This is a genomic window from Bradyrhizobium sp. STM 3566 (assembly GCF_045571445.1).
Taxonomy (GTDB): domain Bacteria; phylum Pseudomonadota; class Alphaproteobacteria; order Rhizobiales; family Xanthobacteraceae; genus Bradyrhizobium; species Bradyrhizobium vignae.
On the sequence record NZ_CP120692.1, the window covers coordinates 6,009,256 to 6,028,547 of the forward strand.

Below are 19,292 nucleotides of genomic sequence, written 5' to 3' on the forward strand. Positions count from 1 at the left end.
CCGTCGCGGCGAGCATTCCGCCACGGTTAACGCCCTGCAAAGTCAATCCGTCAAATTTCCGCGGGCGCGAGGCGACGCCCACGGCAGCATCAAAACAATTCGATGCCGTCGTCCGCGCTCTCGATCGCCTCGACCCGGCGCGTGGTCGCGATCGACGCCAGCCCGAGCGTCTGCAGAAATTCCCGGTGGACGTGCCGCTCGCGCTCCATCGTGTAGCGCGCGAACAGCTGGTCGAGCATCGCTTGGTCCTGCGCTTGCGGCCGCGGCTTCTGCGCGCCAGCGCTTGCGGCTTCGAGCCGCGCTGCGACCGCGGGCAATGCCGTGGAGGCCTCGCCAAGCGTGGTCATCAGGCCTTGCGCCGAATTCATGAGCTCCTCGAATTCCGCACCTTCGTTGACCAGCCGGCTCATCAGCTTGCCGAGCCGTTCATTGCCGGCCTCGACCTCGCGCAGCGCCTGGAGAATCTGCGGTTCGAGCTTGGCGAGCTGGGTGGGATCGCCCTGCACGCGGAGCTCCTTCAGGTCCCTGGCCGAGCGCTCGATGCCGTCGAGCACGGGCCTCAGAGGCCCCGCCCCCGCCGAGACCTGGTCGGCGGTGGCCTTCAGCTCGTTGGCAATGACGACGAAAGCGCTGCCGCGGCTGCCGAGATGGCTTGCCTTGAGGCCCGCATTCATTCCGATCAGCGTGATGTCGACGGTCGCCTCGGCCAGCCCGGCGATGGCGTGGCGGAATTTCGTCAGCGTCTCCTCGACGATCGCGAGCGCCTCGTCCACCGAGCGGCCGGCGCCCTCGCAGGTGGCGATCAGGGTCGAGGCGTGCGCCAGCGTCTGCTTGATGCGCGCCAGGAACGATGACGACCCGCCCTCCTCGCCGCCGAACAGCGTGCGGCCCCGGCCGACGACACTGCCCGCATCGCGCAGGATTGCGGTCAGCGCGTGAACGATCTGGCCGATGTCGCCGCCGAACTCGCGTTGGGCATCTCTGAGCTGGGCCGCCTGCAATTGACAAATGGTGCGCACCCCGTCGTCGCTCGCGACGGGTTCGGGAACGAGGCTCGGGGTGGATCCCGAGGCGAGCGTGAGGCCATCGGAGACGTGCTCGAGACGCTGACGCGTGCTGTCGCCGGCCTGCAAGGAGATGATCGCACTGCCGACCGCCTCGGCGATCTTCCTCGTGCTGGCGCTCGCAAGATCGGCGAGATGGCTGCTGTTGCTGCGCTGATCGCGCAACCCGGAATAGGCGGACGCGAGCTCGACGCTCTCCGCCGCCAGCTGATTGCGGTAGCGGCTCTCGAACTCCTTCTGCCGGCCGAATGCGGTGGCGACCGCCTCGGACAGGCGCTGCTGATCCCGCGCGCAGCCCTCGATCGCGCCCTGCACGGCCTTGCCGAGATCGTAGGCCTCCTGCGTGAAGGCGAGAAAGCCCTCGCGGTCGCCGTCGAGCGAGGCCGCCTCGATCCGCGCGCTGCGCGCGATGATGGTGATCATCTGGATGTGCTTGAACAGCGGCTTGAGCAGCGAAGACGCCTCCGCCGTGCTCGTGCCGATGGTCTCCAGCAGCGCGGCCTCGGCCGGCAGCGCCTGCGCCAGGTCGTTGAGCCGCGCGGCGATCTCCTGGAGCGCCGTTGCAGCGCCTTCGATCTCGGCGCCGGAGAGCTCACCGGAAAGCGCCGCGAGACCCTGGTTCAGCTCCTTGAAGACGAGATGCCCGCGTCCCAGCTCGTTGCCGACGCGCGCGAACACGGCCTCGATTCGCGAGGAGACGTCCTCGATCCCGGCGATGGCCTCGGTGAGCATATTGGCTGGAATGAGCGACATTGCCATCAGCCCGCCACCGCTGGATGCCCGGCCTGATACCAGAGCATGATCTCGCGCGGGATGTGGTGCAGCGAAACGACCTTCTCGACGCCGCCATGGGCGATGGCTTCCTTGGGCATGCCGAACACCACGCAGCTCTCTTCGTCCTGCGCCCGCGTCGCGGCGCCGAGCTTGCGCATCTCCAGCATGCCGCGCGCACCGTCATCGCCCATGCCGGTCATGATCACGCCGAGTGCGTTGGCGCCGGCATGCTGGGCAGCCGAGCGGAACAACACGTCGACGGAGGGACGATGCCGGGACACCGGCGGTCCGTCCTTGATCGCGATCTGGTAGCGCAGACCGATGCGCTGGAGCAGCATGTGCCGGGCGCCGGGCGCGATATAGGCACAGCCCGGCAGCACCGGCTCACCGTCCTCGGCCTCCTTGACCCGGATCTGGCAGACGCTGTCGAGACGCCTGGCAAAGGCCGCGGTAAAGCCTGCCGGCATGTGCTGGACGATAACGATCGGCGGACAGTGGGCCGGCAGCATCTCGAGGACGTCGTTGAGCGCTTCGGTGCCGCCCGTCGAGGCGCCGATGCAAACGATGCGCTCGGTGGTCGGCCGGACCTTGCCCTGTACCGGCGGCGGGATGATGGCATCGGCAGTCAGCTTCTTCTCGATCTCCCGACGCTCCGCGCGCGGACGCACCCGGGCGCGGGCGGCCGATTTCACGGCCTCGCGCAACCGCGTGGAGCATTCGAGCAGCGCCTGCCGCGTGTCGATCTTCGGCTTCGGCACGATGTCGACCGCACCCGCCTCGAACGCCTCGAACATCACGTTGGAGCCCTCCTCGGTGAGCGAGGAGCAGATGATCACCGGGATCGGACGTTGCGCCATGATCTTGCGCAGGAACGTCATGCCGTCCATGCGCGGCATTTCGAGGTCGAGAATGATGACATCGGGCAACTCCTTCTCGAGCCGGCGCGCCGCGGCGAAAGGATCGGAGGCGGTCGCCATCACCTCGATATCAGGGTCTTCGGAAAGGATCGTCTGCAGGATTTGGCGCACCGACGCCGAATCGTCCACGATCAGCACGCGAACTTTCCCCCTCGGCATCGTGGTTGCGCTCCGGCTAGACCTGGAAGATGGTTGGCTGAACCTGCTTCAGCCCAGGCACGGTACTGTGAATCATCGATTCCGAATGCCCGACCAGCAGGTAGCCGCCCGGACGCAAATGGCCGCACAATTGCTCGACCACCTTGCGCTGGGTCTCGCGCTCGAAATAGATCAGGACGTTGCGGCAGAAGATGATATCGACGTCACGGTCGACGGGATAGGACTTGTCCATGAGGTTCATCCTCATGAAGTGTGTCATGCGCCGTAACTCGGGCACGATCCGCACTTCGCCGCGCGACCTGTCCCGCGACGACGAGAAATATCGTTTTGCGAATGGCTCCGGCACCGGGGCGAGCACATCGCGGGTGTAGATCGCCGTCCTGGCGAGGCGCAGCACCGCGGTCGAGATGTCGGTGCCGAGGATGCGGTACTGGAAGCGCGAGCCGTTCCGCGTCATGTCGTCCAGCACCATGGCGGTCGTGTAGGCTTCCATGCCGGTGGAGCTCGCCGAGCTCCAGATCTTCAGGTTCGCATTCTTCCGTCCATGCGACTTGAGCAGAGCAGGGACCGCGACGTCCCTCATGAAGGTGAAGTGCTGCGGCTCGCGGAAAAAATCGGTCTTGTTGGTCGTCACCACGTCGATGAGATGAGTAAGCTCGGTCTCGAACAGATCCGCCTCGAACAGGTTCTCGACATATTCATTGAGACCGGCGAAGTTCAGCGCGCGCACGCGCTTGTGCAGCCGCCCCTCCAGCATCAGCCGCTTGCCCTGCGGCAGCTTGATGCCGACCTGGCTCTCGATCAATTCGGCGATGGTCCGGAAGTGGCGGTCGGACAGATGCACGGCCGTATCCGGCATGGCGGGCATCATGGATGACGACCCTGCTTCGTAACGGCCGCCTGCACTGAATGTCGGGTCATCCTGGCCATGTTGAATCCCACGTGTTCACGTCACCGCTGAAGGCGGACGGGTCACCGAACGGACCGGTCCGCAGGAGCCTCGCGGGGGCCTAGCGCTGGAAATCGGCGTCGCGGTCGTCCTCGCCGTCATTCATGTCGAAAGTGAAGCCGCCGCCGGCGACCTTTGCGGCGCGTACCGGCTTGGCCTGCGGCTTCTTGGCCGGTCGTTCAGCCGCCGCCATGGAGGCCGCCTTGGCGCGCAGCTGGCTGACCGCCCGGTCGATCGGCGCGGGCGCCTGGCTCTTTGCGCCCTGTTCGATGCGGAAATAGGCGATGGTGGACTGCAGCTGTTCGGCCTGCGAGGCGAGCTCCTCCGAGGTCGAGGACACCTGCTCGGAGGCGCTGGCGTTCTGCTGGCCGACCTTGTCGAGCTGCTGGATCGCCTGGTTGATCTGCGCCGAACCGACGTCCTGCTCGCGGCAGGCCGCAGTGATCTCCTCGACCAGCTCGGCCGTCTTCTTGATGTCAGGAACGAGCTTGGCGAGCATCGAGCCCGCCTCCTGCGCCACCTTCACGGTGTCGGCCGAGAGCGTGCCGATCTCGGCGGCGGCCGCCTGGCTGCGCTCGGCGAGCTTGCGCACCTCGGAGGCGACCACCGCAAAGCCCTTGCCGTGCTCGCCGGCGCGCGCGGCCTCGACCGCCGCGTTGAGCGCGAGCAAGTCGGTCTGGCGCGCAATCTCCTGCACGATCGTGATCTTCTCGGCGATGGTCTGCATCGCGTTGACGGCGCGGCCCACGGCGGCGCCGCTGGCCTCGGCGTCCTTGGCGGACTGCGCGGCGATCTTCTCGGTCTGGTTGGCGTTGTCGGCGTTCTGCTTCACGTTCGAGGCCATCTCCTCCATCGATGAAGAAGCTTCCTCGGCGGACGAGGCCTGTTCGGCTGCGCCCTGCGAGAGCTGCTCGGCGCTCGCGGAGAGCTCCTGGCTGCCGGCAGAGACGTTCTGCGCCGCCGTCAGCGCCTCCGATACGATCTGCCGGAGCTTCTCCACCATGCGTTCGAGCGCGAGGCCGAGCGTGTCCTTGTCCGACAGCGGCTTGGCTTCGATCGTGAGATTGCCTCGTGCGATCTCGTTGGCGACCGCCGCGGTGGCATTCAGATTCACCGTCATCGCGTTCAGCGACTTGATGAGATCACCGATCTCGTCGTTGCTGGAGGATTCGATCTTTTGGCTGAGATCGCCGATCGCCACCGCATCGGCAAGGCCGACGGCCTGCCCCAGCGACCGGCTTATGTTGAGTGCGATCAAGACGGCGGCCACCGCCGCGATCAGGAGCGAAGCGATGACCAGGATCATCAACAGCAGCTCGGCGCGCGAGCCATCCTGCCTGGCCTGCTCGACCTGCTCGGCCATGTTCTTCTTGACGTTGTTGATGTAGGCATTGGCTGCTTCGAGCGCATCGGCGACGACCTTGCGGCCGTCATGCATCGAGCGGTCCATCGCCCTGGCCTTGTCGGTCTTCGCCAGCCTGACCGTTTCGTCCTGGTAAGCGTTCATCCTGCCATAGGCGGCGGAGAAGCCATCCATCAGCTTCTTGCCGCCTTCGCTGGCGGCTGCATAGATCTCGTCCTTGGACTTTGCGAGCTGTTCGCGGGTCTTGGCGAGGTCGGCGACGAATTGATCGTATTCGGCGTCCGATGCGAGGATCGAGTTCTTCTCCGCGCGAAGCTGGAGCAGGATGCCTTCCTTGAGCTCGGACGCCTTTTCCATGCGATTCGCGCGAGCGACCAGAGCCTCGGTGGTGCCGACCATATCGGACAGCTTCATGTAACCGACCCCGCCGGCGATCATGGACAGCAGGATGACCACACCGAATGCGCTGGCCAGCTTGGCTTTGACGGTGAATCTCATCTCAATCCCTTTTGGTTCGAATGGAGCTGCGTACGCTCGATAACGCCTAAACCGAACAAACTCAGGCGGCGCGGGACGCGTCCACGGCAGTATCGCGCCCGTCCGGGAACTCGTCCTTCGCCATCAGTTTGGCGAGATCAAAGATGATGACAAACTTTTCGCCCTTGCGCCCGATACCGGCCGCATAGTCAGACTGCCATTTGCCGCCGACCTCCGGCACGGGCTCGATCGCCTGTTCGTCGATGTCGGTGACCTCGAACACGCAGTCCGCGACGAAGCCGACGCCGACCAGGCGGTCCTTCATCGGCACGTCGAGGATGATGATGCGCGTCGCCTCGGTCGCCGAGACGCTTGGCAAGCCGAGCTTGGTCCTGAGATCGACGATCGGATAGCCGCTGCCGCGCACGTCGATCATGCCCAGCAGGAAGCTCGGCGCATGCGGCAGCCGCGAGATCGGCCGCATATCCAGGATCTCCCGGACGTTGCGAATGCTGATGCCGAACGTCTCGCCGGCGAGACCGAGCGTCAGGTATTGCGAGGTTGCGGCCATGGTGCGTCCATTCGATGTTGGGAGAGGCCCGTTCGGACCAGCCAGTTAGCGTTGAAACTCCGCGTCGCGATCGTCGCCGCCAGCATCCATGTCGAAGGCGAAGCCGCCTCCCGCGCCGGCAACCTTCAGGGCTCGGGCCGGTTTGGCAGCGGGCGCCTTGCCGCGGCGATCGACCGCCGCCATCTTCGCCGCCTGGGCGCGGAGCTGTCCAACGGCCCGGTCGATCTCCTGAGGTGCGGCCTTCGCTCCGCGCGCAGTGTCATCGATACGGAAGAACGAGATCGTCGACTGCAACTGCTCGGCCTGGGAGGCCAACTCCTCGGAGGTCGAGGAGACCTGCTCTGATGCGCTGGCGTTCTGCTGGCCGACCTTGTCGAGTTGCTGGATCGCCTGGTTGATCTGGGCCGAGCCGACGTCCTGCTCGCGACAGGCCGCGGTGATCTCCTGAACGAGCTCCGCCGTTTTCTTGATGTCGGGCACCAGCTTGGAGAGCATCTCTCCGGCCTCCTGGGCAACCTTGACTGTTTCGCTCGACAAGGTGCCGATCTCGGCGGCGGCGGCCTGGCTGCGCTCGGCGAGTTTGCGCACTTCGGAGGCGACCACCGCAAAGCCCTTGCCGTGCTCACCGGCACGGGCGGCTTCGACGGCAGCGTTGAGCGCGAGCAGGTCGGTCTGCCGCGCGATCTCCTGAACGATCGTGATCTTTTCGGCGATGGTCTGCATCGCCTGAACGGCCCGACCGACAGCGCTGCCGCTGGATTCGGCATCGCGCGCCGACTGTGCGGCAATCTTCTCCGTCTGGTTGGCGTTGTCGGCGTTCTGCTTCACGTTGGACGCCATTTCCTCCATGGAAGACGAAGCTTCTTCCGCCGAGGAAGCCTGCTCCGTCGCACCCTGCGACAGCTGCTCGGCGCTGGCGGAAAGCTCCTGGCTGCCGGCAGATACGTTCTGGGCCGCGGTGAGAGCTTCGGACACGACCTGACGAAGCTTCTCGACCATGACGTTGAGAGAGCGGACGAGATCTCCGATCTCATCGTTGCTCTTGACGGCGATCGTCTGGCTCAGATCGCCATTGGCGACCGCGCCGGCGAGGCTGACCGCGCGCGACAAGCCGCGGCTGATGCTGAGTGCCATCATGACTGCCGATCCTACGCCAAGCAGGAGTGACAATCCGATGACGCTGACCAACATGATCTTTGCGCGAGCGGCATTCTGCACCGACTCCGCGGACATCTCCGCCATCTGCTTCTTGACCAGCGTGATGTACTCGCCCGAGGTTGCGATCGCGTCCATGGCGTTCGCCTTCCCTTCGGTCGCGGCAAGCGTGGTTGCCCTGATATTACCGCCCTCCTTCACGATTTCCATCACGCGGGAGACGACATTGACGAGGCGATCCGTCTGAGCCACAAAGCTCGCGGGCGACACGCCGGCCGCGGTGAGGGGGGCGACGGCCTGCTTGGTTGCCGCCTTGAGCGCTTCGTCTCCTTCGCTGATTGACTTGATCGCGGCATTCAGCTCCTCGACGCTGGAGGCCGAGAACGACAAGGCGACCTGCCGCTGCAGGCGGACACCTTCGAGCCTGATGGCATGGATCGCCAGAACGGCGCTGTTCTTCTCGGCGGAAGGCGGCAGGCGATTCAGCTCGGCGAGAGACGCATCGAGCGAGTCGTTCCAATGCTTCAGAATCGGCATCGCGTCGGTGGTCCACAGCTGGCCGCCCCGATAGTTCGAATTCTTCATCGCGAGCCCGACGATGACGTCCTCTCCGGCATTCATCTTGTCGTAAGACGCCGAGAACTTGTCGAGCAGGTGCTTGCCGACGTCAGAAGCGGTCGCCTTGATCTCGGTAAGAAGACGACTCACCTCGGCGCGATACTTCTTGATCTCATCGGCCAGCTTCTGCATCTCCGCGTCCGTGGACGCGAGGATGATGTCGCGCTCCGCCCGGGTCTGATAGAGCACGTTGTTTTGCAGCTCGCCGGCCCTGTCGATGCGCGCCGCGCGCACCACGAAATCCGCGGAGACCTCGACCTGATCCGAAAGCTTCAGAAAAGCCAGTCCACCCGTGAGTCCCGAAAGCACGATGATAGCACCAAACGCGCAAGCCAGCTTTGCCTTGATCGTGAATCGCATATCGAGCCCCTAATTTCCCGGCCTTCTCGAGACCGCTCTCAATTCAAAATGCGTTCCATGTTGGGAACGATAACGAACTCTTCACGCCACTTCGCGATAAAACGAATGAACTCAGGCTTCCAGTGCATGCCGACACGCGGCGTCTGCTGCACATCGGCCTGCGAGATCTCCGTGACCTCGTAAACCTTGTCCGCGGTCACGCCGACCAGCACCGGTTCGTTATCGATCTCGATTTCGATCACGACGATGCGGGTGTCGGCGGAGTTGTCGAGCTGCGGCATGCCGAAACGGATGCGCAGATCCGCGAGCGGAATGACGTTGCCGCGCACGTTGATCACGCTGGGAACGAAGGCTCGCGCGCCCGCAACCTGGGTCGCGGGAACGGGATCGATGATCTCGCGCACGAGGCCCGCGTCCAGCGCGAACTTCTCCTCGCGGAGGCCGATCATCACGACCTGCATCGCACTCGACTGCTGCTCGCCCGCCAACCCGCCGTTCATCACGCCGCCTCGTTGATATGCTGCTTCTCGAACTTCGACTGCGCCAGCGAGACCAGCTGCGCGACGTCGAGGATCAGCGCCGCCGTGCCGTCACCCAGGATCGTCGCGCCGGAGAAGATCGTGACGTCCGAATGCAGCTTGGACAGAGACTTGATCACGGTCTGGTGGTTGCCGATGATCTGGTCGGCGACGAGGCCGACGCGGGTCTCGCCGGTCGAGATGATGATCGTCTTCTGGTGCTGGTCGGGCGCACCGGATGCGGCCATGAGCTCGCGCAAGCGCAAGAAGGGCACGAGGTTGCCGCGCACGTTGAGGAAGTTGCGGCCGCGCGAGCGCTCGTCCTCGGCCGTCAGCTCGACGCATTCCTCGACCGCCGACAGCGGGATGATGTAGCGGCCCTCGCCGACGCGGATGAGCAGGCCTTCGATGATCGCGAGCGTGAGCGGCAGGCGCAGCGTCACGGTGGTGCCCTGGCCGGGCCTGGTCGACAGGTCGATCGAGCCGCGCATGTTCTCGATGGTGCGCTTGACCACGTCCATGCCGACGCCGCGGCCGGACAGTGCCGAGATGGTCTGCGCCGTCGAGAAGCCCGGGTGGAACAGGAATTGATGGATCTCATGGTCGGTCAGCACGGCGCCGGCCGCGATCAGCCCCTGCTCTTCCGCCTTCGCGCGGATGCGCGCGGTGTTGAGGCCGCCGCCATTGTCCTTCACCGTGACCAGCACCTGCGCGCCCGAATGCACCGCGGCAAGCTCGATCCGGCCCTGATCGGTCTTGCCGTTGGCGGCGCGCGTCGCGGTGTCTTCGATGCCGTGGTCGATGGCGTTGCGGATCAGGTGCACCAGCGGATCGGCGAGGCACTCGATCATGGTCTTGTCGAGCTCGGTATCCTCGCCCGAGGTGACGAATTCGACCGGCTTGGACAGGTCGCGCGACAGATCGTGCACGAGGCGGCGGAAGCGGCCGAACAACGAGCCGATCGGCACCATGCGCGCGCCCATCGTGGTGTCGCGCAAGGAGGACGCAAGGCGCTCGATCTCCTCGGCGATCATCTTGATCGAGAGGTCGGAGCCGGAGGCGGCGAGCTGGGTCAGCCGCGCCTGGGCGATGACGAGCTCGCCGACCCGGTCCATCAGCTCGTCGAGGCGCTCGGCCTGGACGCGAACCGTGGCGATGCCACGCTCTTGCTTTCCGTCCTCGCGGCGCGCGGGTGCGGCCTCGCGCTTGATCTCCGGCTTCGTCTCCGGCTTCGTCTCCGGCTTGGCCTCAGATTGGGGTTCCGCCCTTGCGACGGGCTGCTCGGCAACAGCCTCCACCACCGGCGCAGCCATCTCGGCGATCACCGGCTCTTCCTCGGACAGCTGGAACAACGGGACCGGCGCGGGCGCTTCGACACGCTGCAAAGGCGAGAGCGTCAACTTCATCTCGTCCTGGACGAACATGAAGACGTCATCGATGGCGTCCTTGGTGCAGGCGGCGTGCAGCTTGACGTCCCACTTCAGATAGCAGTCTTCCGGCTCCATCTCGTCGAGGAACGGGATGCCGTCGGTGACGGGCACGACGAAGCAGGGACCGAGCTTGCAGAGATCTTCCAACAGATCGAGCGGATTCGAGCCGTTGCGCAGGATATGGGAATCGAACTCCAGATACAGGTGCCAGCCGGCCTGCTTGCTCTCGGGTGGAGACAGCAGCGGTGCCTCGACGACCGGAGCGGCAGGCTTGTCGGCGGAGACGAAGCGCTTGAGGTCGTCGAGGATGGCTTCGCCGATGATGTCATCGGTCGACTGCGGGTCCTCGATCAACGCGCGGATGTAGTCCTTGGCGGCGAGCGCGACCGAGATCAGCTCCTGCGTCGGTTTGATTTCGCCCTTCCTGACGCGGTCGAAGGCGGTCTCGAATTCGTGGGTGAAGGAGGCGACCTTGTCGAAGCCGAACATGGCGCCCGATCCCTTGATCGTATGCAGGGCGCGGAAGGCGGAATCGACCAGCTCGCGGTCGTCGGGACACTGGCCGAGATCGAGCAAGGCCCCTTCAAGAACTTCGAAGAGCTCGCTGGCTTCCTGACGGAAGACCTCGGCCGGGTCCATTGCGCTCATGTGCGCACCAGCTTGCCAACCACCGCGAGCAACTGCTCGGGCTTGAACGGCTTGGTGATCCAGCCGGTGGCGCCGGCGCTCTTGGCCTCCTGCTTTACGGCATCGTTGGATTCGGTGGTCAGGAACACGATGGGCATGCCGACCGCGCTCGGCAGCTTGCGCAGTGCCCGGATCAGCTCCAGTCCATTCATGACGGGCATGTTGAGGTCGGTGATGACGAGGTCGAGCTTGCCCGCTTGCGCCTTGGCGAGCCCTTGCGCGCCGTCGCCGGCCTCGATCACGTTGTGACCGGCCGGCTCGAGCACGACCTTGATCATTTGCCGGATACTGGGGGAGTCGTCGACGGTCAGAATCGTGGCCATTAGATGCCATCTTTCTTTTGCGGGAAATGCTGATCGATCAGCGCCTCGCTGGCGAAGCCGGCGCGGCGAAGGGTGTTGCGCAGAGACTGGGAGAAGGAGGTCAGGACCACCGGGCGGCCCTGGGCCTCGCCCGTCTTGGCGGTCGACAGCAGAAGCTGGATCGAGGTCACGTCGGCCTTATCGACGCTCGAACAGTCGATCTCGAGCCGCTCCTGGCGGCCGAACGCCTCGCGAACGAGGTCGTAGACGCTGCGAATGGCCGCAATGCTGCAGTCGGCGGGCAACCGTAACGACCACTTCGGCTCCGTGGGATTGAGCGCCATCGCTGCCCCGCCTTTGCGAAACTTCTGATACACGTTTGACGCGAATCAGATGAGCAAACCCCTAACGGAGGACTCCGTACGACTACGGGTCACATTCCCAAGGACTTCGCGCGAATGCCTGCAACCGTGCATAGCGTGGCGAAATCTCATGCAAGGTGCGCATGTCCATCGCCGCGTATCTGCACGATGCATTTGCTTCGCGTTAAATCGTGCGCGGTATGCAAGAGGCCGTGCCTTTGCCAGCGAAGAGAGCCCCGGCCGCCGATGCTGACCCAAGCGCTCCTGGTTGATGACAGTCGCTCCGTCCTCAACTTCCTGAAACGTCACATCGAGGCCGAAGGTCTGGTCGAGGCCACCGCCTTCCTCGATCCCGTGGAGGCGCTGGCCTGCGCGCAGGAGCGCGTCTTCGATCTGGTGCTGGTCGACTATGAGATGCCGCATATGGACGGCATCAGCTTCATCCGTGTCTTCCGGACCTTGGCCGGCTGCTCCGACATTCCGATCGCGATGATCACCTCGCGACAGACCGATGACGTCAAGATGGAAGCGCTGCAGGCCGGTGCAACCGATTTCCTGCCCAAGGCGCCGCAGAGCGTCGAGATGACGGTGCGCCTGCGGAATTTGATTCAGCTCGGTGCAGCCGTGCGCAAGCTCAACGATCGCGCCGCGCACCTGGCCAGCGAAGTCGCGGCCGCGACACGAAAGCTCGGCGAGCGCGAGGAGGAGATCATCCTGCGGCTCGCGCTCGCGGTCGAATACCGCGACAACGACACCGGCGAGCATACGCTGCGTGTCGCCCGCTACAGCCGCATCATCGCCGAGCAGCTCGGCCTGCCGCCCCGACTCTGCCGCGACATCTATCTCGCCGCGCCGCTGCACGACGTCGGCAAGGTCGCCATTCCCGACAATATCCTGCTCAAGCCAGGCAAGCTCACCGACGAGGAGATGGCGGTGATCCGGACGCACGCGACGATCGGCGAGCGAATCCTGGCCGATTCCGGCTGCGAGCTGATCCGGCTCGGTGCGCAGATTGCCGCAGGACATCACGAGCGCTGGGACGGCGCGGGCTATCCGAACGGCCTCAAGGCGGATGAAATCCCGGTCGCCGCGCGCGTGGTCGCAGTCGCCGACGTCTTCGACGCCCTGACGACGCGGCGGCCATATAAGGAGCCGATGCCGCTCGAGGTGGCGCGGACTTACCTCGCTGAGAACGCGGGCCGGCAGTTCGATCCCGCCTGCGTCGAGGCTTTCTTGTCGCGCTGGGACGAGGTGATCGAGATCGCCGCCGGTCAGCGGACGACCTCCTTTCAGAGGATCGAGTCCCCTCTCGTTCCAGCTATGGAGGGTGCGGCGGAGAGCCGTCCGGCCAATCGGCCGAGGCCGACCGCCTGACATGATCAGTTCGCGAACATCTTGCCGCGGCTTCATTTTTCTGCGGTCGCCGGTTTGAACCTGTTCCTGCTAGAGTGGCACCAACAGCTAAGAGTGATTCTGGTCACACTTGCCCCGGCGCCCTGCTGCTAGGCATCGAACCAGGACGGGGCACCAGAGCATCGTCGAATTGGATGAGAATTCCCATGAAATGCCTGATCGGCGCCTGTGTCGGCGCGTTTTTTGTTGCGGCCCCTGCTTTGGCGGAGACTCCTGCCGCGATCGTCGAGGACGTCCAGGGCAAGGTCGATGGCATCGCGTTCATGGACTATGTGGCGCCGGGCAAGATCATCAAGCTCGGGCCCAAGGCGAGCATCACGCTCAGCTACCTCAAATCCTGCCAGCGCGAGACCATCAGCGAGGGTGTCGTCCTGGTCGGCGCCGAGCAGAGCACCGTGCAGCTCGGCGAGGTCAAGCGGGAAAAGGTGCCCTGCGATACCAATGCCGCAAAACTGTCCGAGCGCGAGGCGAACCAGAGTGCCGCAACGACCTTCCGCACCATGCGGTCGGACGCGAAGGGCGTGCCGGCCAAGCTGCCGACGCTCTACGGCGTCTCGCCGCTGGTGCAAGCCAAGGCCGGCAGCACGCTGGTGATCGAGCGCACCGACGGCAAGGAGCCCACGATCAGCGTGCCGCTCAAGGGCGATGCCATGATCGGCGGCAAGTTCTATGATTTCGCCAAGACCGGGAAGGCACTGACGCCGGGCGGCAGCTATCTCGCCATTCTCGGTGCGAAGCGCTACACCTTCCAGATCGACGCGAGCGCCACCTCCTCGCCGACCCCGATCATCGGCCGCCTGCTGCGTCTCGAATAGGAAGCCTGGCGAAGGCGCGATGCGGCGGATCGGCAGGCGGGATATCGTTACGGCGATCCTGATCGCGCTCCTTGCGGGCGGGGTCTTCACGGCGCCCCCGCTTGAGACGCTGCAAGGTCTCTCCCTCGACATCCTCACGGCGCTGCGCGGCAAGATCATCGGCGATCGCCGCGATCCCGCGACATCACCCGTCGTCGTGGTGGCGATCGACGGGGAGACCTACGACACGCCACCCTTCAAGGGGTCGCCGACGCAGACCTGGACGCGCGAGATCGGCCGGGTGCTCGGGAGCATCGCTGAGGGCGGCGCCAAGGTGATCGGCTTCGACGTCATCTTTCCGAGCTCGATCGAGCAGTCCGAGATTCCCTTTGGCGAGGCGCCGCTCGGCGCGCGCATGAAGGGATTTGACCGGGACTATCTGATTGCGCTCAGGCGACTTTCCGACAGCGGCAAGCTCGTGCTGGGCGAGATTCTCAGCAACGACCATCCGGACAGGCCCGACCGCGCGCAGCAACTGGCGGTGAAGAACAACATCCGCGCGCTCAACGTCCATACCGACAGTGACGACGTCATCCGGCGGATGCCGCTGAGCTTTTCCATTGCGGGCCAGCCGGCGCCTGCAATGGCGGTCGAGCTTGCCGCGCGCGCCCTCGGTGCCAAGCCTGAGATCGGACCGACCGGAATGACGAACTTGTCGGGCTATGCCGTCCCCAGCGCGGTGCCCAACACGCTCACGCTCAACTTCCGCGGCCTCGGCCGCGACGTCCCGGCCTATTCATTCGCCGACCTGCGCGCCTGCGTCGAGAAAGGCGACCGTGATTTCTTCCGCCGCGCCTTCGAGGGCAAGGTCGTGCTGCTCGGCACCATCCTCAATTTCGAGGATCGCAAGCTCACCTCGATGCGGCTGTCCGGCGGATATGACGGCTCGCCGGGGTCGCGATGCGCGCTGCCCGCCCCTGCCAGCACCGCGAAGACCCGCAGCGACGTTGCAGGCGTGTTCGTGCATGCCACTGTGGTCCGCAGCCTGATCGAGCAGGACGCAGTGACCGAGCTCGGCTCTCCCATGCGGACCATTCTCACATTTGCGTTCGCAGCGATCATCGCCTGCGCGGCTTGCATGCTCGCGCCTTTCAGTGCGGTGATCGCCTGGCTCGCCCTCACCGCCGTTTACACGGCCGCGGCCGTCGGCGTGTTCGTGCATGCGCTGGCACTGCCGCTGACCGAGCCTGCGCTCGCGAGCCTTGCCGCGCTCGCCATGATGACCGGCTATCGCTTCGTGCTGGCCGACCGCGACGAGCGTTTCCTGCGCAAGAGCTTTGCGCTCTATCTCGCGCCTGAAGTGATCGAGACGATGGTCGCCTCCGGCAAGATGCCGGCGCTCGGCGGCGAGATGCGCAATGTCACCATGTTCTTCTCCGACCTCAGCGGTTTCTCCTCGATCGCAGAGACGATGACGCCCGGTGAGCTGGTCACGCTGATGAACGAATATCTCTCCGCCATGACCGACATCATCGAAGGTCATGGCGGTTACGTCGACAAATATATCGGCGATTCCATCGTCGCCATGTTCGGCGCGCCCGCCGACGATCCCGCGCACGCGCGCAACGCGGTGCGTGCCGCACTGAAGTGCCACGGGAAGCTGGCGGAGCTCAATGCCCGCCATCCCGCGTTCGCCGGCCATGGCCTGTCGCATCGCATCGGGCTCAACAGCGGCGAAGCCGTGGTCGGCAACATCGGCTCGCGGCGCCGCTTCAACTACACCGTGATGAGCGACACCGTGAACGTCGCCTCGCGGCTCGAAGGCGCCAACAAATATTACGGCACCGCGATCATGGCATCGGAGGCGACGGTCGCGCAGACCGGCGACACCTTCGCCTGGCGCGAGCTCGATGCCATCAGGGTGATGGGACGCGGCGAGGCGATCAGGGTGTTCGAGCCGCTGGCGGAGATGGGCGCGGAGACCGCCGCGCAGGCGAAGGTCGCCGCCGCGTATGCGGAAGGGCTGACGTGCTGGCGGGCAAGGGAGTTTGCGAAGGCGGCGGATGCGTTCGGAAAGACGGCAGAGACCGATCCGGCGTCGGCATTGTTCGAAAAACGCGCGAGAGCGCTTGCGGCAAGTCCACCGCCGTCGGATTGGACGCCGGTCAATATCCTGGAAGGGAAGTAGCGCAGAACCCCTCATCCGGCGCATCGCGCCACCTTCTCCCACAAGGAAAGAAGGGATGGCAGCACGCATCTTGCGAGAGCGCTCCCTAGAACGGCAGGCCCACGTAATTCTCCGCGAGCAGGCGCTGCGCTGTCTCGGACGAGAGCAGATAGTCCAGCTCCGTCTGTTGCAGCCGATCCTCATATTCGATCCGGTCGGGGAAGCGGTGCAGCAGCATCGTCATCCACCAGGAGAAGCGCTGCGCCTTCCAGATCCGCGCCAGCGCCTTGGCGGAATAGCCTTTGAGGCCGGAATCGTCGCCGTGCTGATAGTGCGCGAGCATGGCATGGTAGAGATAGTAGATGTCGGAAGCGGCGCTGTTCAGGCCGCGCGCGCCGGTCGGCGGCACGATGTGGGCGGCATCGCCGGCGAGGAAGAGCCGGCCATAGCTCATCGGCTCGGCGACGAAGCTGCGCAGTGGCGCGATGCTCTTCTCGATCGACGGCCCCGTGATCAGGCGTCCCGCGACCTCCTCCGGCAGGCGGCGCTTCAGCTCGGCCCAGAACGCATCGTCACTCCAGTCCTCCACCTTGTCGGTCAGCGGCACCTGGATGTAGTAGCGGCTGAGCACCTGCGAGCGCAGTGAGCAGAGCGCAAAGCCGCGCGCGTGCTTCACATAGATCAGCTCGGGCGACACCGGTTTCGTGCGCGACAGCACCCCCAGCCAGCCGAACGGATAGACCTTTTCATATTCACGCAGCACGTCCTTCGGGATCGACTTGCGGCTGACGCCATGGAAGCCGTCGGCGCCGACGATGTAGTCGCAATCGACGCGGATCGTTTCACCGTTCGAGTGATACGTCACATAGGGCCGGTCGGATGTCAGATCGTGCGGGGTCACATCCTCGGCGTTGTGCACGACCTTGCCGCCGAGCCGGTCGCGGGCCTCGTAGAGGTCCCGCGTCAGCTCGGTCTGGCCGTAGACCAGCACCGAATTGCCGCCGGAATGCTTGTGCAGGTCGATATGGGACAGCATGCCGTCATGGGCGATCTCGAACCCACGATGGATCTCGCCCTCGCGGTCCATCCGCTCGCCGCATTGCGCCTCGCGCATCAGTTTCGCAAAGCCGTGCTCGAGCACGCCGGCGCGGATCCGGGCCAGCACGTGATCGCGGCTGTATTTCTCCAGCACGACCGTATCGATGCCTTTGAGGTGCAGCAGCTGGGACAGCAGCAGCCCGGACGGCCCGCCGCCGATGATACAGACCTGAACTTTCATTTTTGCATCCTCCCGTCGGTACTTTTTTGCAGAATCGGCGCTGCAAACCGATGGAGGGTTTCGTCATTGTTTTGTACTATTCGAACATGAAGAATGCCGCCCCTGCTCCGCCGATCCGGGTCTACAATCTGTTCGGGGAGTCCGGCGATCTGCCGGATGTCGTGCATTGCGAGACGATCGCGTCCCGCTCGGTGCTGCACGACTGGACGCTGGCCGTGCACCGCCATGCCCGGCTGCACCAGGTGCTGCTGATCGAGCGCGGCGGCGGCGAGGCGACACTCGACGGGCGCCTGGTGCCCTTGAGGCCGATGCAGATCGTCAACGTGCCTGTCGGCCACGTCCATGGCTTCCGGTTCGTGCCCGGTACCCAGGGCTGGGTACTGACGATGGCGGCGGAGATTCTGGATGAGGCGTTGCTCTCGGCCGAGGGCCTGCGCGGTGTCCTGTCGCAATCGGGCGTGGTGCGCGGCACGCCGCAGATCCGCGCCATCATGAAGCAGATCTTCGCCGAACACGCCGCTCGCGATTTCGGCCGTGCGCACGTGCTCCGCGCCCTGTCGGCAGCCATGATCGGGCTCGTGGCACGCGCACTCACGGGCGAGCGCGGCGGCAGCGGTACGGCGGAAAGCGGATTATTCCGCCGCTTCGAGGCACTGCTGGAGCAGCACCACCTGGAGCGCTGGAGCGTCGCCGATTATGCCAAGGCGCTGTCGGTGACCCCGACGCATCTCAACCGGATCACGCGGGCGGCGACCGGCGACACCGCCTCGCATCTCATCCTCAATCGCCTGATCCGCGAGGCGCGGCGCAACCTCGTCTACACCAACCTGCCGGTCTCGACGATCGCCTACGCGCTCGGCTTCGAGGATCCTGCCTATTTCAGCCGGGTCTACGCCGCAGCCACGGGCGTATCGCCGCGCGCCTTCCGCGCCCAGCTCCATGGCAGCGAAAGCTGAGGCCCCGGAAGCCAAACCTCCAAACGTCGCAATCTACTAGGCCGCGGTGCGCGCCGACCGCCTCAATCCGGCGTCTTCGCGGCCACTTACCTTCGTATATGGCGTCCCATCCTTTGGATAGAGGCCCTTTACCTCCGTACAATTGAGCAGGGGATGCGAACGCCTTAGCGTGACTGCATTCGGCGCCCTGGCGCTGGTGGCATGGAACCTCCCTAACCTCGGCGCAAGGCGGCCAACCCTGTCCGGTCGTCTGCGCCGCTTTTTAGGCAAGCCATCGGCGCCTTCAGTATTTTCCGGCCGACACACCGAGCCATTCCGGCTGGACGGTCAGCTTTCGTGTCGAACTGGGGATTCGTGCACAATGTCTTCGTTTGGGAAGTTCGCGCTCTTCATCGACGGCTCCAATCTCTATGCCACCGCCAAGGCGCTCGGCTTCGACATCGACTACAGACGCCTGCTCGGCGAATTTCAAAGCCGAGGTACGCTGCTTCGGGCCTTCTACTATACGACCCTCATCGAGGATCAGGAATTTTCGTCGATCCGCCCGTTGATCGACTGGCTCGACTACAACGGATACACCGTCGTCACCAAGCTCACCAAGGAATTCGTCGACGCCACGACCGGCCGCCGCAAGGTGAAAGGCCGCATGGATGTGGACCTCGCCGTAAGCGCGATGGAGCTCGCCCCGCACGTCGATCAGATCGTGTTGTTCTCGGGCGATGGCGATTTCCGTTCGCTGGTTGAGGCCTTGCAACGCCGCGGTGTCCGCGTGACGGTCGTCTCCACACTGTCCACTCAGCCCCCCATGGTCGCCGACGACTTGCGCCGGCAGGCGGACGTCTTCATGGATTTGGCCGAACTGAGACCAAAGCTGGGACGAGATCCGGTCGAGCGCACGGGATCGCGCGAGCTGCGGCAGCCGCAGCAATTCCTCGCGCGCGGAACGATCAAGCGCGACGACCGGGTCGAGTGACCCT

General features: G+C 64.9%; 16 protein-coding genes. 5 read left to right on the top strand and 11 right to left on the bottom strand.

The features are described 5' to 3' along the window. Positions 1–89: 89 nt before the first annotated feature. The 10 genes from P6U27_RS28980 to P6U27_RS29025 form a co-directional block, all read right to left on the bottom strand. Positions 90–1,817 (bottom strand): chemotaxis protein, encoded by a 1,728-nt coding sequence (locus P6U27_RS28980; protein WP_407192950.1) that lies wholly within the window; start codon positions 1,815–1,817, stop codon positions 90–92. A 5-nt stretch (positions 1,818–1,822) separates the two neighbouring features. Beyond that, positions 1,823–2,914 (bottom strand): chemotaxis response regulator protein-glutamate methylesterase, encoded by a 1,092-nt coding sequence (locus P6U27_RS28985; RefSeq protein ID WP_122405055.1) that lies wholly within the window; start codon positions 2,912–2,914, stop codon positions 1,823–1,825. A gap of 16 nt (positions 2,915–2,930) precedes the next feature. Continuing rightward, positions 2,931–3,785 carry a protein-glutamate O-methyltransferase CheR gene (locus P6U27_RS28990; protein ID WP_122405056.1) on the bottom strand — a complete coding sequence of 285 codons (855 nt, stop codon included), beginning with the start codon at positions 3,783–3,785 and terminating at the stop codon, positions 2,931–2,933. A 139-nt stretch (positions 3,786–3,924) separates the two neighbouring features. Next, positions 3,925–5,724: a methyl-accepting chemotaxis protein gene (locus P6U27_RS28995; protein ID WP_407192951.1), complete on the bottom strand. Its 1,800-nt coding sequence runs from the start codon at positions 5,722–5,724 to the stop codon at positions 3,925–3,927. Positions 5,725–5,785: 61 nt separating this feature from the next. Next, complete coding sequence (locus tag P6U27_RS29000) at positions 5,786–6,274, bottom strand: chemotaxis protein CheW (protein WP_122405058.1); 489 nt, start codon at positions 6,272–6,274, stop codon at positions 5,786–5,788. Between the two features lie 45 nt (positions 6,275–6,319). Continuing rightward, positions 6,320–8,407: a methyl-accepting chemotaxis protein gene (locus P6U27_RS29005; RefSeq protein ID WP_407192952.1), complete on the bottom strand. Its 2,088-nt coding sequence runs from the start codon at positions 8,405–8,407 to the stop codon at positions 6,320–6,322. A gap of 38 nt (positions 8,408–8,445) precedes the next feature. After that, positions 8,446–8,907: a chemotaxis protein CheW gene (locus P6U27_RS29010; RefSeq protein WP_407192953.1), complete on the bottom strand. Its 462-nt coding sequence runs from the start codon at positions 8,905–8,907 to the stop codon at positions 8,446–8,448. Continuing rightward, positions 8,907–11,003, bottom strand: a complete 2,097-nt coding sequence (locus tag P6U27_RS29015; RefSeq protein WP_407192954.1) for a chemotaxis protein CheA — start codon at positions 11,001–11,003, stop codon at positions 8,907–8,909. Before P6U27_RS29015 ends, P6U27_RS29010 begins: the two co-directional genes overlap by 1 nt. Beyond that, positions 11,000–11,365: a response regulator gene (locus P6U27_RS29020; protein ID WP_122405062.1), complete on the bottom strand. Its 366-nt coding sequence runs from the start codon at positions 11,363–11,365 to the stop codon at positions 11,000–11,002. Before P6U27_RS29020 ends, P6U27_RS29015 begins: the two co-directional genes overlap by 4 nt. Continuing rightward, positions 11,365–11,688, bottom strand: a complete 324-nt coding sequence (locus P6U27_RS29025; RefSeq protein ID WP_407192955.1) for an STAS domain-containing protein — start codon at positions 11,686–11,688, stop codon at positions 11,365–11,367. Before P6U27_RS29025 ends, P6U27_RS29020 begins: the two co-directional genes overlap by 1 nt. A gap of 264 nt (positions 11,689–11,952) precedes the next feature. Between P6U27_RS29025 and P6U27_RS29030 the strand changes: the two genes are divergently transcribed. The 3 genes from P6U27_RS29030 (at position 11,953) to P6U27_RS29040 (ending at position 16,101) form a co-directional block, all read left to right on the top strand. Continuing rightward, entirely contained in the window at positions 11,953–13,080 is a 1,128-nt protein-coding gene (locus P6U27_RS29030; protein WP_407192956.1) for an HD domain-containing phosphohydrolase, read from the top strand. A gap of 185 nt (positions 13,081–13,265) precedes the next feature. Then, positions 13,266–13,934, top strand: a complete 669-nt coding sequence (locus tag P6U27_RS29035) for a hypothetical protein (protein ID WP_407121640.1) — start codon at positions 13,266–13,268, stop codon at positions 13,932–13,934. Between the two features lie 19 nt (positions 13,935–13,953). Continuing rightward, entirely contained in the window at positions 13,954–16,101 is a 2,148-nt protein-coding gene (locus P6U27_RS29040; RefSeq protein WP_407192957.1) for a CHASE2 domain-containing protein, read from the top strand. A gap of 85 nt (positions 16,102–16,186) precedes the next feature. On the opposite strand, the gene pobA is transcribed toward P6U27_RS29040, so the two are convergent. Further along, a complete protein-coding gene (gene pobA / locus P6U27_RS29045) occupies positions 16,187–17,359 on the bottom strand; it encodes a 4-hydroxybenzoate 3-monooxygenase (RefSeq protein ID WP_407192958.1) in 1,173 nt (390 codons plus the stop codon). A 50-nt stretch (positions 17,360–17,409) separates the two neighbouring features. Between pobA and P6U27_RS29050 the strand changes: the two genes are divergently transcribed. Together P6U27_RS29050 and P6U27_RS29055 are read left to right on the top strand one after the other, a co-directional pair. Beyond that, complete coding sequence (locus P6U27_RS29050; RefSeq protein WP_407192959.1) at positions 17,410–18,315, top strand: helix-turn-helix domain-containing protein; 906 nt, start codon at positions 17,410–17,412, stop codon at positions 18,313–18,315. Positions 18,316–18,676: 361 nt separating this feature from the next. Then, positions 18,677–19,288, top strand: coding sequence for an NYN domain-containing protein (locus P6U27_RS29055; RefSeq protein WP_407194492.1), 612 nt, complete (start codon positions 18,677–18,679; stop codon positions 19,286–19,288). Positions 19,289–19,292: the final 4 nt, after the last annotated feature.